General features: G+C 64.2%; 14 protein-coding genes. 10 read left to right on the top strand and 4 right to left on the bottom strand.

The annotated features are described in order from the left end of the window. Positions 1-49 precede the first annotated feature (49 nt). The 7 genes from ACK41X_RS11120 (at position 50) to ACK41X_RS11090 (ending at position 6,938) form a co-directional block, all read left to right on the top strand. Positions 50-931 carry a YgfZ/GcvT domain-containing protein gene (locus ACK41X_RS11120; RefSeq protein ID WP_409722732.1) on the top strand — a complete coding sequence of 294 codons (882 nt, stop codon included), beginning with the start codon at positions 50-52 and terminating at the stop codon, positions 929-931. Beyond that, positions 928-1,536: a DNA-3-methyladenine glycosylase I gene (locus tag ACK41X_RS11115; protein ID WP_409722729.1), complete on the top strand. Its 609-nt coding sequence runs from the start codon at positions 928-930 to the stop codon at positions 1,534-1,536. Before ACK41X_RS11120 ends, ACK41X_RS11115 begins: the two co-directional genes overlap by 4 nt. Continuing rightward, complete coding sequence (locus ACK41X_RS11110; protein ID WP_409722726.1) at positions 1,533-2,153, top strand: YfbR-like 5'-deoxynucleotidase; 621 nt, start codon at positions 1,533-1,535, stop codon at positions 2,151-2,153. Before ACK41X_RS11115 ends, ACK41X_RS11110 begins: the two co-directional genes overlap by 4 nt. 55 nt (positions 2,154-2,208) lie before the next feature. Further along, positions 2,209-2,715 (top strand): tyrosine phosphatase family protein, encoded by a 507-nt coding sequence (locus ACK41X_RS11105; protein WP_409722723.1) that lies wholly within the window; start codon positions 2,209-2,211, stop codon positions 2,713-2,715. Positions 2,716-2,719: 4 nt separating this feature from the next. After that, positions 2,720-3,664 (top strand): NUDIX hydrolase, encoded by a 945-nt coding sequence (locus ACK41X_RS11100; RefSeq protein ID WP_409722720.1) that lies wholly within the window; start codon positions 2,720-2,722, stop codon positions 3,662-3,664. A 93-nt stretch (positions 3,665-3,757) separates the two neighbouring features. Next, positions 3,758-6,445 (top strand): DUF2339 domain-containing protein, encoded by a 2,688-nt coding sequence (locus ACK41X_RS11095; protein WP_409722718.1) that lies wholly within the window; start codon positions 3,758-3,760, stop codon positions 6,443-6,445. Between the two features lie 16 nt (positions 6,446-6,461). Continuing rightward, positions 6,462-6,938: a PaaI family thioesterase gene (locus ACK41X_RS11090; RefSeq protein WP_409722715.1), complete on the top strand. Its 477-nt coding sequence runs from the start codon at positions 6,462-6,464 to the stop codon at positions 6,936-6,938. Between the two features lie 53 nt (positions 6,939-6,991). Here the strand turns inward: ACK41X_RS11090 and ACK41X_RS11085 are convergent, their stop codons facing one another. From ACK41X_RS11085 to ACK41X_RS11070, 4 genes are all read right to left on the bottom strand, one after another. Then, complete coding sequence (locus ACK41X_RS11085; protein WP_409722712.1) at positions 6,992-7,603, bottom strand: hypothetical protein; 612 nt, start codon at positions 7,601-7,603, stop codon at positions 6,992-6,994. Between the two features lie 96 nt (positions 7,604-7,699). Continuing rightward, positions 7,700-8,686: an MDR family oxidoreductase gene (locus ACK41X_RS11080; protein ID WP_409722709.1), complete on the bottom strand. Its 987-nt coding sequence runs from the start codon at positions 8,684-8,686 to the stop codon at positions 7,700-7,702. Between the two features lie 105 nt (positions 8,687-8,791). Then, entirely contained in the window at positions 8,792-10,021 is a 1,230-nt protein-coding gene (locus tag ACK41X_RS11075) for an MFS transporter (RefSeq protein ID WP_409722706.1), read from the bottom strand. A 17-nt stretch (positions 10,022-10,038) separates the two neighbouring features. Further along, positions 10,039-11,307, bottom strand: coding sequence for an MFS transporter (locus ACK41X_RS11070; protein ID WP_409722704.1), 1,269 nt, complete (start codon positions 11,305-11,307; stop codon positions 10,039-10,041). Between the two features lie 203 nt (positions 11,308-11,510). On the opposite strand from ACK41X_RS11070, the gene ACK41X_RS11065 reads away from it, so the two are divergent. The 3 genes from ACK41X_RS11065 to nadC all read left to right on the top strand — a co-directional run. Continuing rightward, complete coding sequence (locus ACK41X_RS11065; RefSeq protein WP_409722701.1) at positions 11,511-11,774, top strand: hypothetical protein; 264 nt, start codon at positions 11,511-11,513, stop codon at positions 11,772-11,774. A 392-nt stretch (positions 11,775-12,166) separates the two neighbouring features. Then, the gene (nadA, locus tag ACK41X_RS11060) at positions 12,167-13,270 is read left to right on the top strand and encodes a quinolinate synthase NadA (protein WP_409722698.1); all 1,104 of its coding nucleotides are present in this window, start codon (positions 12,167-12,169) and stop codon (positions 13,268-13,270) included. 10 nt (positions 13,271-13,280) lie between these two features. Continuing rightward, the coding region (nadC, locus tag ACK41X_RS11055; protein WP_409722695.1) for a carboxylating nicotinate-nucleotide diphosphorylase at positions 13,281-13,991 on the top strand (711 nt) is incomplete at its 3' end.

Here is a 13,991-nt window from a genome sequence, read left to right as displayed (position 1 = left end):
GGCAAGACGGAAACGGCCGATTGCGCAACGGGAATCGATTGAAAGAACAATGAAAGCGGCCCTGCTCTCCGATCGTGGCGTCCTGCGGGTGTCGGGCGATCCGGCCCGGCATTTTCTGCATAATCTCGTCACCGCCAATATCGGCACCCTGACGCCGGGGCATGCCCGCTATGCGGCGCTACTGACCCCGCAGGGCAAGATCATCGCCGATTTCCAGGTGATCGAGGCCCCGGCCGCGGATGGCGGCGGCTTTTTCATCGATGCGCCAAAAGCGCTCCTCGCCGACCTCGCCCAGAAGCTCACCTTCTACAGGCTGCGCGCCAAGGTGACGATCGAAACGCTCGACGGCCTTGCGGTGCTCGCCGCCTGGGACGGCATCGGCCAGACCGAATACGGCCTCGATTACCGCGACCCGCGCCTGCCTGCCCTTGGCCAGCGGGTGCTGATCCCCGCGGATGTCGCGCCTGAGGCTGCGGCCGATCTCGGCGCGGAACTGGTCGGCGAAGCCGAATACGAGGCGCACCGGATCGCGCTCGGCATCCCGCGCGGCGGCGTCGATTTCATCTATGGCGATACGTTTCCCCATGATGCCGACCTCGACACGCTCGGCGGGGTCGACTTCAAGAAGGGCTGCTTCATCGGACAGGAGGTGGTGTCGCGCGTCGAACATCGTGGCACCGCGCGCAACCGCATTGTGCCGGTGGAATTCGACGCACACGCAGCCGAAGCTGGCACGCCGGTCATGGCGGGCGACAAGACCGTCGGCACCATGGGTTCCTCGTCCGGCAATCTCGGTCTTGCGATGCTGCGCGTCGATCGCGTCGCCGATGCGATGGCCGCAGGCACGCCGCTTCTGGCCGGCGGCATTCCGATGCGGCTGCGCAAGGGTGCGTTCGGCAATTTCCTGCAAGACACGAAAGCGGCCGGATGAAAGCCATCACCCATCCGGACGGCCTCGCGCGCTGCCCCTGGCCGAAGGACGATCCGCTCTATGTCGCGTACCACGACGAGGAATGGGGCGTACCGGAATATGACGATCGCGCGCTGTTCGAGAAGCTGATCCTCGACGGCTTCCAGGCCGGGCTGTCATGGATCACCATCCTGCGCAAGCGCGACAATTTCCGTAAAGCTTTCGACGGTTTCGGTCCGGAGAAGATCGCGCGCTATACCCCGCGCAAGGTCGAAGAGCTGATGCAGGATGCCGGTATCGTGCGCAACCGGCTCAAGATCGAGGGCACGGTGCTGTCGGCACGTGCCTGGCTCGACATCATGGAGAAAGGTGACGGCTTTTCCAATTTGCTCTGGGGCCATCTCGATGGCCGGCCGAAGGTCAATGCGTTCAAGACGCTGAAATCGGTGCCCGCGGAAACACCGCTGTCGCGCGCGATCTCCAAGGATCTGTCGTCCCGCGGCTTCAAGTTCGTCGGACCCACGATCGTCTACGCATTCATGCAGGCGGTGGGCATGGTCAACGATCACCTCGTGACATGCCACCGGCATGAGGAATGCGCGAAGCTGGGACAAAAGAAGAGATGAGCACGGTGCGCAAGCCCTCCGCGCGCTCGTTCGCCAAGCCGCGCGCCTGGCAGCGCATGCTGTCGGGGCGGCGTCTCGATCTGCTCGACCCCTCTCCGCTCGACATCGAGATCGAGGATATCGCGCACGGCATCGCACGGGTGCCACGCTGGAACGGCCAGACCATCGGCGCGCATATCTTCTCGGTGGCGCAGCATACGCTCCTGGTCGACACCATCGCCCGCCGGCAGGGCCCACTGGACGACAAACTGCGCCTCGCCATCATGCTGCACGACGCCCCGGAATATGTGATCGGCGACATGATCACCCCCTTCAAGGCGGTAATTGGCGATTCCTACAAGGCGGTGGAGCAGCGCCTGCTGGCGGCGATCCATCTGCGGTTCGGCCTGCCGCCGTCCCTCACCGCAGCGCAGGAGAAAACCATCAAGCAGGCCGACAGGGCCGCCGCCTATCTGGAAGCAACGAAGCTCGCCGGCTTTGCCGAAGACGAGGCGAAGAAATTCTTCGGCCAGCCCCCGAAACTGTCGCCGGCGCTGATCCGCGACTATCTGACGCCTTGGCCCGCTGAGACTGCAGAGGCCCGCTATCTGGAGCGTTTCGCCAAGCTTTGCGGCTGACACTTTTCCGTCCGGCAGGTCGTGGTTATATCCTGTTTCGAATCGGATTGGTGACATGATCCACGTCTGCTCGCTTGCCCGCCTGCACCCGACCGTCGCCGAAACCGGCGCGAAGCACGTCGTCACCCTGATCAAGGACGTCGGCATGGTGCGCCGCCCGCCCTCGATCGAAGAGACCAATCACCTGCTTCTGGACATGGACGATATCGTCGATGTTCTGGACGGCTATGTGCCGCCGAACGAAAGCCATGTCGAAAAGCTGATCGACTTTGTCACCGCCTGGGACCGCACGACGCCGATCGTGGTGCATTGCTATGCCGGCATCAGCCGCTCGACCGCAGGCGCCTTCATCGCCGCCTGTGCGCTCAATCCGAAGCGCAGCGAGGAGAGCATCGCGCGCGCCATTCGCGCTTTTTCGCCGACCGCGCAACCGAATATCCGGCTGGTCGCGCTCGCCGACGAAATCCTGCGCCGCAACGGTCGTATGACAAGCGCCATCCGCGCCATCGGGCCGGGTATTGCCGCCTATGAGGGCCATCCGTTCCGGCTCGACCTCGAGTGAGCGGATGGCCGGCCGTACCCCGATCGAGATTGGACTGACCACCGCGATCGTTGCGGTCACAAACGACGAGCCGCAGGTTTTGGTGGCCGGTGAAGCCGGGCGACAGGACTTGCCCGCGGGGCTGCCTTCCGGTGCGTTCGATCCGCTCTCACATCGCACCTTCGAGATCGGTCTGCGCGAATGGGTGACGGCGCAGACCGCGCTCGAGATCGGCTATGTCGAACAGCTCTATACCTTCGGCGATCGCGGGCGCCATGCGCGCGTCGGCGATACCGGGCCGCACATGGTTTCCGTCGGCTATCTCGCCCTCACCCGCGTGCCCGACAATGTGGAAGGCCTGCGCGCGGCGGGCGCGAGCTTTCAGCCCTGGTATCGCTTCTTCCCATGGGAGGACTGGCGCAACGGCCGCCCGGCGATCCTCGATGAAGCGATCATTCCGGCGCTGACCCGATGGGCGCGCACCGGAAGCGGCCGCACCGAACGGCTTCGGCTTTGCTTTGGCCATGGCGGAACCGCATGGGATGAGGAGAAAACGCTCGAGCGCTACGAGCTCCTGTACAGCGCTGGACTGATCGAGGAAGCGCAGCGCGACGGCCGCGTTGCAGAAGTGCAGGGCCGTCTCGGCGAATCGATGCGCTTCGACCACCGGCGGATTCTGGCGACCGCCATCGCACGGCTGCGTGGCAAGCTGAAATACCGTCCCGTGGTGTTCGAATTGATGCCTGCGGAATTCACGCTCACCGAATTGCAGCGCACGGTCGAGGCCATTTCCGGCCGCCATCTGCACAAGCAGAATTTCCGCAGGCTGGTGGAAGGCACCGAGCTCGTCGAGCCCACCGGCGAAATGTCGACCGCGACCGGCGGCCGGCCGGCGGCCCTGTTCCGCTTCCGCCGCGAGGTGATGCAGGAACGGCACGCCCCCGGATTGCGGCTGGGGGTCCGGCGGTGATGCAAGGCGAAGCGGGCGGGGAAAACGGTCCGCACGACTTCGCTGCCCGCGGTCCGGACGATAGAGTTCCGCTGGGCCATCCGGGCGATTCTCATGGAATTCATCAGCTTTGTCGTGCTGGTCGTGGTGCTGGCCACCGTCATGAAGATGCGCGGTCGGGTCAGCGCGCTCGAAGCTGCAGTCGCCCGGCTGGACGCGCTGATCCCGCGCGTGCCGCTACCGGCGCAGCCCGCAGCCCCCGCAGGCGAGTCACCACATCCCGAGCGGCCCGAAATAGCGCCGGTCCCCGCCGAACAGACGCCGGCGGCTCCAATCGAGGCTCAGTCCATTCCGGCTGAGCGAGTACCGGAGGATACCGTCGCGGCTCCTGCCGCCCCGGCCACGCCTGAAGCACCGCGCCAATATGGCGATTTAGAACGCCGCTTCGGCACCCAATGGGTGGTGTGGATCGGCGGGCTTGCGCTTGCGCTCGGCGGCATGTTTCTGGTGCGCTATTCCATCGAAGCCGGTCTGATCGGCCCGCGCACGCGCATTATTCTGGGTTCGCTTTTGGCGATGGCGCTCGTTGGCCTTGGCGAATATGCAAGGCGGCGGGAAATTCTCGCGGGCTATCCGCAATTCAATTCCGCGCATATCCCAAGCGTCTTGACCGCCGCGGGCACCACGGTTGCTTATGCCGTCGTCTATGCGGCGTTCGCGCTCTATGATTTCCTCTCGCCCGGCCTGACCTTCATTCTGCTGGCGGCGGTGGCGCTGGCCACCCTCGCCGCCGCCCTTCTGCATGGCCCCGCGCTTGCCGGGCTCGGTCTTGTCGGTGCCTTCGTTGCGCCGGCTTTGGTCGGATCGAAGGATCCCAATTACTGGGCGCTGTATCTCTATCTGGCCGTGGTGACGGCGGCGGCCTTTGCACTGGCGCGCGCGCGGCGGTGGCGCTGGCTGGCGATCAGCACCGCGGTGTTCTCGCTGGTCTGGCTGGTGCTGCCGCTCGGCGCGCAAGGCGCGCTGCATCCGCAGCTCTTCCACCTGGTGGCTGGCTTTGCGCTGACTCTGGCGCTGATCGCGAGCGGCTTGCTGTTCGGCCCTGAAGCCGAGCGCGGGCGGTTCGATCTGGTTTCCAGCGGCGTTCTCGGCTGCTATCTGCTCGGCGCGCTGTTCGTCGTGGTCGCCAACCGGCACGCCGATCCGGCCGTCCTTGTGCTGTTCGTGCTGTGCGCGGCGACAGTGGGTGCGGCCTGGCGCAGCGAGATGATCGCGCCCGCACTTGGCGCGGCAGCACTTGCCGGCGTCCTGATCGTGGCGCATTGGTCGGTGTCGGACTTTTTCGTGGTGATCTCGTCGCCCGGCGGGCCTTATTCCGCGGTGCCGCCGGTGGCGAAGCTCGCAGGCCTGCGTACGCATCTGTTGCTCGGATCGGCGCTTGCGGCGATGTTCGGGGCGGCCGGCTATTTCGCCCAGGGACGCGTGCGGCACCCTTATTCGGCCATGATCTGGGCCGGCCTGGCGGTGCTGACGCCTTTGATCGTTCTGATCGCGCTCTATTACGGCGTCACCGGCTTCGTGCGCTCGATTCCGTTTGCGGCACTGGCAATAGCGCTTGCCGGATTGTTCGCGGCGGCCACCGAAATGCTGAACCGGCGCACATTTGCACCGGGCGGCGCGGCGGCGACTGCGATTTTCGCAGCGGGCGCCATTGCGTCGCTGGCCCTCGCTTTCACCTTCGCACTCGAACGCGGCTGGCTCACCATCGCACTGGCACTGATGGTTCCGGGGATTGCCTATGTCGCCGACAAGCGGCCGCTGCCGCTGCTACGTCAGATCTGCATTGTGCTCGTCCTGCTCGTGCTGGTGCGCCTCCTCTGGGATCCCCGCATCGTCGGCGATGATGTCGGCAAGACTCCGATCTTCAACTGGCTGCTGTTCGGCTATGGCGTGCCGGCGCTTGCCTTCTGGATCGGCGGCAGGATCCTGCGCCGGCGCGCCGACGATCTCGCGTCCCGCAGCGTGGAATCGGCCGCCATCACCTTCACCGTGCTCACGCTGATGCTGCAGATCCGCCATTTCATGAACGACGGCAACGTGTATCGGCCCCAGGCCAGCCTCGGCGAAATCGGCCTGCAGATATCCACCCTGCTCGCCATGACCATCGGGCTCGAACGTATCTGCGTCCGCACCGCCAGCGTCGTGCACGACGCCGCCGCCCGCATCATCGGCGCCCTCGCCCTGGTGGGAATTCTGGTCAGCCTCGGCATTCATTTTAATCCGGTGATCACGGGCGAGCCGGTCGGAGGCGCATTCTTCAACACACTGCTGATCGGCTATGGCATCCCGGCGGTGCTGATGGCAATCCTCGCCCGGATGATCCGCAAGACGCGGCCCACGGCCGTCTATACCATCGCGGCTGTCACCGCGATCACGCTGGCGCTGGTCTATCTGACGCTCGAAGTGCGCACGATCTTCCACGGGCCGGTGATCGGCGGAGTCAGAACCAGCGATGCCGAGCAATATGCCTATTCGGCGGTGTGGCTTGCCTTCGGTGTCGCGCTCCTGCTCGCCGGAATCGCCGTTAAATCGCAACCTGCCCGCTTCGCATCGGCGGCGGTGGTCCTGCTCACCGTCGCCAAGGTGTTTCTCTACGATCTCGCCGGGGTGGAAGGCGTGTTCCGCGCGCTGTCGCTGATCTGCCTCGGCCTGACGCTGATCGGAATCGGCTGGCTGTATCAGCGCCTGCTGTTTCCGCCACGCCCTCCCGAACAAGCCGCAGCCGGGCAGATGTCCGCCTGATGGTCCGGATGACTCGATGAACGAAACCGTCTATGGCGTCGTGCCGGTCGAAACCCTGCTGCAGCAGGACGGGCTCACCTTCCTGCGCGGCATGATGTCAGGACGATATCCCGCGCCGCCGATCGCGAAGACGCTGGGCTTCGCGCTGACAGAGGTCGATGAAGGCCGCGCCGTCTTCTCCGGCGAGCCGCAATTGCGGCACTACAACCCGATCGGTTCGGTGCATGGCGGCTTCGCCATGACGCTGCTCGATTCCGCCCTTGCCTGCGCGATCCATACCACGCTCGCAAAGGGCGAGAGCTACACCACGCTGGAAATCAAGGTGAATCTCGTGCGTCCGCTGACGCAGGAGACCGGCCCGGTGCGCGCCGAAGGCCGCCTCATCCATCGCGGCCGCACGCTCGCGACGTCGGAGGGCGACATCAAGGATGCGGCCGGCAAACTCTACGCGCATGCCACGACGACATGCATGATTTTCCCGGCAAAAACCTGAGGGTGCGCGGCGATCCCTCTCTCAAGCGCTCCTTGCGGTGAGCGGGGAAGCGCTCAGTCTTTGGTCGAGCGCAGCTCGGGCTTTTCGGACATAGACACCTCCGCGGAGGCGGCCGCGCGAGCGGGCTCCGGATCGTCCGCCCTGGTGTCAGCGCCCTGTTCGGCCGGCGGAAGATCGCTGCTCTCGATCGGCTTCGGGAAGGCCGCAGCCCGTGTCGACCCGGTATGCAGATCCATCGGTGCACCGGCGCGGCCGCGGGGCTCGACCGAGGCGATTACCGGGCGGTCGCGCCGCACGAAATCGCAATAGGCGAAGCCCATGCCGGAAACCGATCCGCGGAAGCTGTTATGCGAGGTCTTGATCAGGTTGAAGCACGGCTCGAACGGCAGTCCCTTGACCGATGCGCAAACGCGGTCGCCAACCACGCGGATGGTGTTGTGGGGCAGCACCGCGTAGCGCGTTGCGCCGTTACCACGGAACTGGATGGTTCCGGCCACCGCGCCATTCTCCATGATGCGGCCGGCACCGCGCGTTCCTTCGAAGCATTGATAGCTGAACAGCTTGCCGACGACGAAGGCGCGCGCCTCGCGCGCATTCATTTGCTGGGCGTGGGCGGGTACGGCGGTCACAGCCGCCACCGCGATCAAGGCTCCGAAACGCAACATGCCGACCCCCAAAATCCAAGACCAGGTCCTCTTAACCCGTCTCTTACCATAACAGCCGGTAAATGTGCCGAAACTTCGTAGCAAAATCCTGAATGGTTACCCGATATTGACCACGATCCGGCCGCGCACCCCCCCGCCGATAATGGCTGGCGCCTTCTCGATCACGGCGGCGAGCGGAATTTCACTGGTCATTGCAGCCAGTTTCCGACGGTCGAGATCGGTTTCCAGCCGGTTCCAGGCGGCGATGCGTTTCTCAATGGGACACATCACGGAATCGATGCCCAAAAGCGACACTCCGCGCAAAATGAAAGGAGCCACGGAGGTCGGCAGGTCCATACCGCCCGCAAGTCCGCAGGCCGCGACCGCGCCCCCGTACCGGGTCATGGACAACACATTGGCAAGCGTGGTCGAGCCGACCGAATCGATGCCGCCCGCAAACCGCTCCTTGGCCAGCGGCTTGACCGGCCCCTGAAACTCCTTGCGATCGATCACCTCGGCCGCGCCGAGGTCTTTGAGATAATCCGCCTCCTGCATGCGCCCGGTGGATGCGACGACCTGATAACCGAGCCGGGAGAGGATCGCGACCGCAACCGAGCCAACGCCGCCCGCGGCGCCGGTGACAATCACCGGTCCCTTCGCCGGGGTCAGGCCGGCCTGCTCCAGCGCCATGACCGATAGCATCGCGGTATAGCCGGCGGTGCCGACAGCCATGGCCTCGCGCGCGCTCATCGTCGCCGGCAAACGGACGAGCCAGCCGCCTTTCACCCGGGCCTTCTGCGCATAGGCGCCGAGATGGGTCTCGCCGAGGCCCCAACCGTTGCAGATCACCCTGTCGCCAGGTTTCCAGTTCCGATCCGACGATTGCTCGACAATGCCGGCGAAGTCGACCCCCGCGATCATCGGGAAGCGCCGCACCACCGGGGCCTTGCCGGTGATGGCGAGCCCATCCTTGTAGTTGATGGTGGAATACTCGATCCGGACGGTGACGTCGCCGTCCATGAAATCCTTCTCATCGAAATCTTTCAGCGAGACGCTCTGGCCGGTCTCGGCCTTGTCGATGACAATGGCTTTGAAAGTGGACACGATAGCCTCCCCCGGCATCATGCGCGAATGCGACTTGCGCATCAACGCTAGTCGATCATCGAATTTTTTGTTCGATGGGTCGCCGGGTCAAGTCCGGCGATACGGTCACGCCGCGGCGCCCGCCAGACGCGCCACCGGTTTCTCCTTGATCGGCAGATTGACCAGCGCCGATACGATGCCGAGCACGATGAAAAGCCACCACAGCACATCGTAGGAACCGGTCCGCTCATACAGGAGACCGCCGAGCCAGACACCGAAAAAGCCGCCGACCTGATGGCTGAAGAAAGCGAAGCCCGCAAGCATGGTGAGCCAGCGCGTTCCGAACATCAGCGCCACCAACGCATTGGTCGGCGGAATGGTCGACAGCCATAAGAGCCCCATCACCGCGCCGAAGGTGAGCGCGCTGGTGGAGGTCGCCGGCACCGAGATGAAGATCGCAACCGCAACTGCGCGCAAAGAATAAATCGCCGCGAGAACATAGCGCTTCGGCATCATATTCGAAAGGTAACCGGCGCCGATCGACCCGACGATATTGAACAGGCCGACCGTCGCAATCACGAACGCGCCGAGATCGGCCGACAAGCCGCGGTCGACCAGATAAGATGGCAGATGCACGGTGACGAAGAACACCTGAAAGCCGCAGGTGAAATAGCCGATCACCAGGAGCACGAAGCTCGGATGCGACAGTGCCTCGCGCAAGGCAGCACCGACCGATTGCGCAGCCGCGCGCTGCGCCGGCGTCTCGACATTGCGCGGCAGCGCGAGCGCCAGCGACAGCGGAAGGATCAAGAGGATCGTACCTGCAAAAATCAGAAGCGTGGTCTGCCAGGCAACCGCCGAATTGAGCGCTACTGCCAGCGGCGAAAACAGGAACTGCCCGAACGATCCAGCGGCGGTGCCGAGCCCGAACGACAGTGTCCGCCACTCGACCGGCAGCAATTTACCGAATGCGCCGATCACCACCGTAAAGGAAGCGCCGGCAAGGCCGAAGCCGATCAGGACGCCCGCCGAAAGATACATGGTGCCCGGCGTCGCCGCGTAGGTCATCCAGGCGAAACCGAGGCTATAGAGCAATGCTCCCACGCACAGCACCAGCACTGGTCCGAACCGGTCGGCGATGGCGCCGACGAAAGGCTGCGCCGCGCCCCAGAGGAGCATCTGGATCGCGATGGCGAGCGCGAAGACGTCACGGCCCCAGCCATGGGCGGCCGACATCGGCGTCAGGAAAAAGCCGAGCGTAGATCGCGGGCCGAATCCCAGCATGGAAATCAGGCAGCCGCAAACGATGACGAGCGGGATAGACTGCCACGCCGCGCGCTTCAGGCTTTCGCTCATCAAACGGCTCTTGCGGCTTATTGTGTAACCCTTGCGGGAACGGGTTGGGGCGCTTGCCGGTTCACCGGCTTCTCGACGATCGGCAGGTTAATGATAGCCGACGCAATACCGAAGGCGATAGAGAGCATCCAGACCAGATCGTAGGAGCCGGTCATCTCAAAAGCCAGACCGCCAAGCCAGACGCCGAGGAAGCCGCCGACCTGATGGCTGAAGAACGCGAAGCCGAACAGCATGGCAAGCCAGCGCGTTCCGAACATCAGAGCCACCAGACCGGAGGTCGGCGGCACGGTTGAGAGCCAGGTCAGCCCGGTCGACACGGCGAACAGCAGGGCCGAGGTCGTCGACAGCGGCACGCTGATGAAGATCGCAATGGACAAAGCGCGCGCGAAGTAGAGGAACGCGAGGATATAACGCTTCGGCATCCTGTTGCCGGCCCATCCGGCGGCGAGCGAGCCGACGATGTTGAAAAGGCCGATGGTGGCAATCACCCAGCCTCCCACCTGCACCGAAAGCCCGCGGTCCACCAGATAGGCCGGCAGATGCGCGGTGATGAAGGCGAGCTGGAAACCGCAAGTGAAAAAACCGAGCACCAGCAGCACATAGGATCGGTGGGCGAACGCCTCCGCCAAAGCGTGACGCAGCGATTGCGGCACATCCGAACCGGGGAGCGCGGCGGTCTGGGCCGGCGGTGTGGCAAGCGCAATCGAGAACGGCAGGATTAGCAGGACAGCCGCAGCGAAAGCGAACAGCGCGACTGCCCAGCCATAGCTTGCGATCAGCATGGCGCCGAGCGGCGCGAACAGAAATTGCCCGAACGACCCAGCCGCGGTACCGGCGCCGAAGGCGAAGGAACGGCGGTTCTCCGGTACGAGCTTTCCGAGCGCCGCCACCACGAGGTTGAACGAGCAGCCCGACAGGCCAAAGCCGATCAAGACGCCGACGGTGAGATTGAACGTAAGCGGCGTGGTGGAATAGGCCATCAGCACGAGGCCAGCCGCATAGATCAGCGCGCCGCCCGCCAACACCCGGAGCGTCCCGAAACGGTCGGCGATGGCGCCGGCGACCGGCTGACCGAGGCCCCACAGCAAATTCTGAACCGCGAAGGCGAGCGCGAAGACATCGCGGCCCCAGCCATTGGCATCGCTGATCGGCTGCATGAACAGGCCGGTGGCAGAGCGCGGCCCGAACGAGATCAGGGAGATGGCGCAGCCCGCCACAATGACGATCAGCGGCGTGCGCCATGTTTTCAAGGGTATGCCGGAGGCACCCGCGCTCTTGTCCGTCATCGATCGCTACTCGGAAGCCTTGCGGCGGCTCGCCGCATCAGGAGCGAACATAGAGACGGGCCGGCCCCTGCCCTAACGAAACTTGGTGATAGAGCCTATCCGTTTCGCTCATGGCTCGCCCACCCGGGGCCGGGTGCGGAAGGCACCGGCCCGTTGTGTAGACTTACTTGGCGCAGGCGATTCGCAGGGTGAGGGTTCAGACCATGATTCAGACGCTTCGATGTACCGCTTTTGCGCTGCTGTTCGGTTGCACTGCGATGCTTGCCGGTATGCCAAGCGAGGCCGCAGCACAGGGCACCATCGCCCAGCGCGAGGCCTGCGAGGGCGACGCCTTCAAATTCTGCAGCGAGTTCATCCCGTTCGTCCATGCCATCGAGAATTGCCTGTCGCGCAATCTGAAGCGGCTGACCCCGGCCTGTCAGATCCAGATGCGCGGCGGAACGCCTGTATCGCAACGCCGGCGCTGACCGGGCCTTGCGGTACAGGGGCCTTTGAACGCAGGGTTTTCGCTGCGCAGGGCATTGCAGCGCCGGCGATTTGCGGCTCCGGTTTGCGGCGAAAGGTCTCGTGTGGGAACGGCCGGACAACCCTCGGATTGCCGTTGCAAGCGCGCAGCGAAATTGCCGATCGCCGCGCCCAAATGCCGTTAGCAAAGCTGCCACGCAATTTCCGACTGGCGCGATGATAAGGTTAGTGATATAGTCGTTTTGCTCGGATTGAGAATAATTATCCGGCTTTGACAGGCTCAGATTGGAACCGGCCACCTTGTGCCGGCAGTTTTTGTATCTAGATATGCTCAAGTTGAGCATATAAGGAAGCTCGTAACGCACCGTGTGCGTTCAAAGTGTGGGAGGCCGACATGCCGCTCCTTGAATTGCAGGGTCCTGCAAACGGACTGCAGCCGGTTGCGGCGCCGCTGCCGGCCGGATCGGACGCGGCTGCGCGCAAGTTCGGCGTGCTGCCGATGCCAAAGCTGGAATGGAACGAGCAGGTCGCGCGCGAAACCGCGCATCTCTACGAGCGCATCAAGTCCGTGGTGCCTGCGGTCGAATGGCCGGTCTTTGCGCCCTATGTGAAGGCGATCAACGAATTGAAGCGCGAGCGCAATGCGGTGGTCCTCGCGCACAATTATCAGACGCCTGAAATCTACAATTGCGTCGCCGATTTCGTCGGCGATTCGCTGCAGCTCGCCCGCGAGGCGACCAAGGTGAAGGCCGACGTCATTGTGCAGGGCGGCGTGCATTTCATGGCCGAGACCTCGAAAATCTTGAACCCGGAAAAGACCGTTCTGATCCCGGACCTGCGCGCCGGTTGCTCTCTTGCGGAGGCGATCACTGCGGCCGACGTACGCCTGTTGCGCGAGCGTTACCCGGGCGTGCCGGTCGTGGTCTACGTCAACACCTCCGCCGAGGTGAAGGCAGAGAGCGACATCTGCTGCACATCCTCGAATGCGCTGCAGGTGGTCGAGAGCCTCGGCACCGACAAGGTGATCTTCCTGCCCGACCAGTATCTTGCAAAGTACGTGGCCTCGCAGACCGACGTGAAAATCATTGCCTGGAAAGGCGCCTGCGAAGTGCATGAGCGCTTCACCGGCGACGAGCTGCGCATGTATCGCGGTACCGATCCAAATCTGCAGATCATCGCCCATCCGGAATGCCCGCCAGATGTGCTGGCTGAGGCCGACTTCACCGGTTCGACCGCTCACATGATCGACTGGGTGCGCAACAAGAAGCCGAAGCGCGTCGTCATGGTCACCGAATGTTCGATGGCCGACAATGTTCAGGCCGAGCTGCCGGATGTCGAGTTCGTGCGGCCATGCAATCTGTGCCCGCATATGAAGCGGATCACGCTGCCGAAGATTCTGGAAAGCCTCGTCTATATGAAGGAAGAGGTGGTGATCGATCCGGCGATTGCCGAAAAGGCGCGCCGCTCGGTCGAGCGCATGATCAACCTGAAGAACTGAGGGCTGGGCCATGCTTAATCCGCTGCGCCGTTCTGAGGTCGCGCCGCCGGCATCGTCGCTCTACTGCCCCGACGCCTTCATCTCGCCGCTGGAGATCGATGGGGCAGTAACGCGCGCGCTCGCCGAAGACCTCGGCCGTGCCGGCGACGTCACCTCGGTTGCGACCGTGCCGGAGGATGCGCAGGCCCGCGCAATCGTGGTCGCGCGCGCACCCGGCCGCATCGCCGGTCTGCCGCTGGTCGAGGCCGTGATCCGAAGGCTCGCGCCGGATGCGCAGATCGTCCCGCATGCGCGCGACGGTGACGCCGTCGCAATAATGACCGCGTTGATGACGGTGACGGGCAATGCCCGGGCCATTCTCGCGGCGGAGCGGACCGCGCTCAATTTCGCCGGCCATCTGTCCGGCGTGGCGACTGCGACCGCCTCGCTTGTCGAGAAGCTGAAAGGCACCAACACACGGCTGGTCTGCACCCGCAAGACCACGCCCGGCCTGCGCGCCTTGCAGAAATACGCCGTGCGCTGCGGCGGCGGCTTCAACCACCGCTTCGGCCTCGACGACGCCGTGCTGATCAAGGACAATCATATTGCGGTCGCGGGCGGCATTCGCGCCGCGCTCCAACGCGCCAAATCCGTTGTCGGTCATCTGGTCAAGATCGAGATCGAGGTCGACACTCTCGACCAGCTGCGCGAGGTGCTGGATACCGGCCTTGCCGATGTGCTG

Source organism: Pseudorhodoplanes sp., from assembly GCF_046289595.1.
In the GTDB taxonomy this organism is placed as follows: domain Bacteria; phylum Pseudomonadota; class Alphaproteobacteria; order Rhizobiales; family Xanthobacteraceae; genus Pseudorhodoplanes.
Note: the sequence above shows the minus strand (reverse complement) of the source record. Positions and strands in the feature narration are given on the sequence as shown.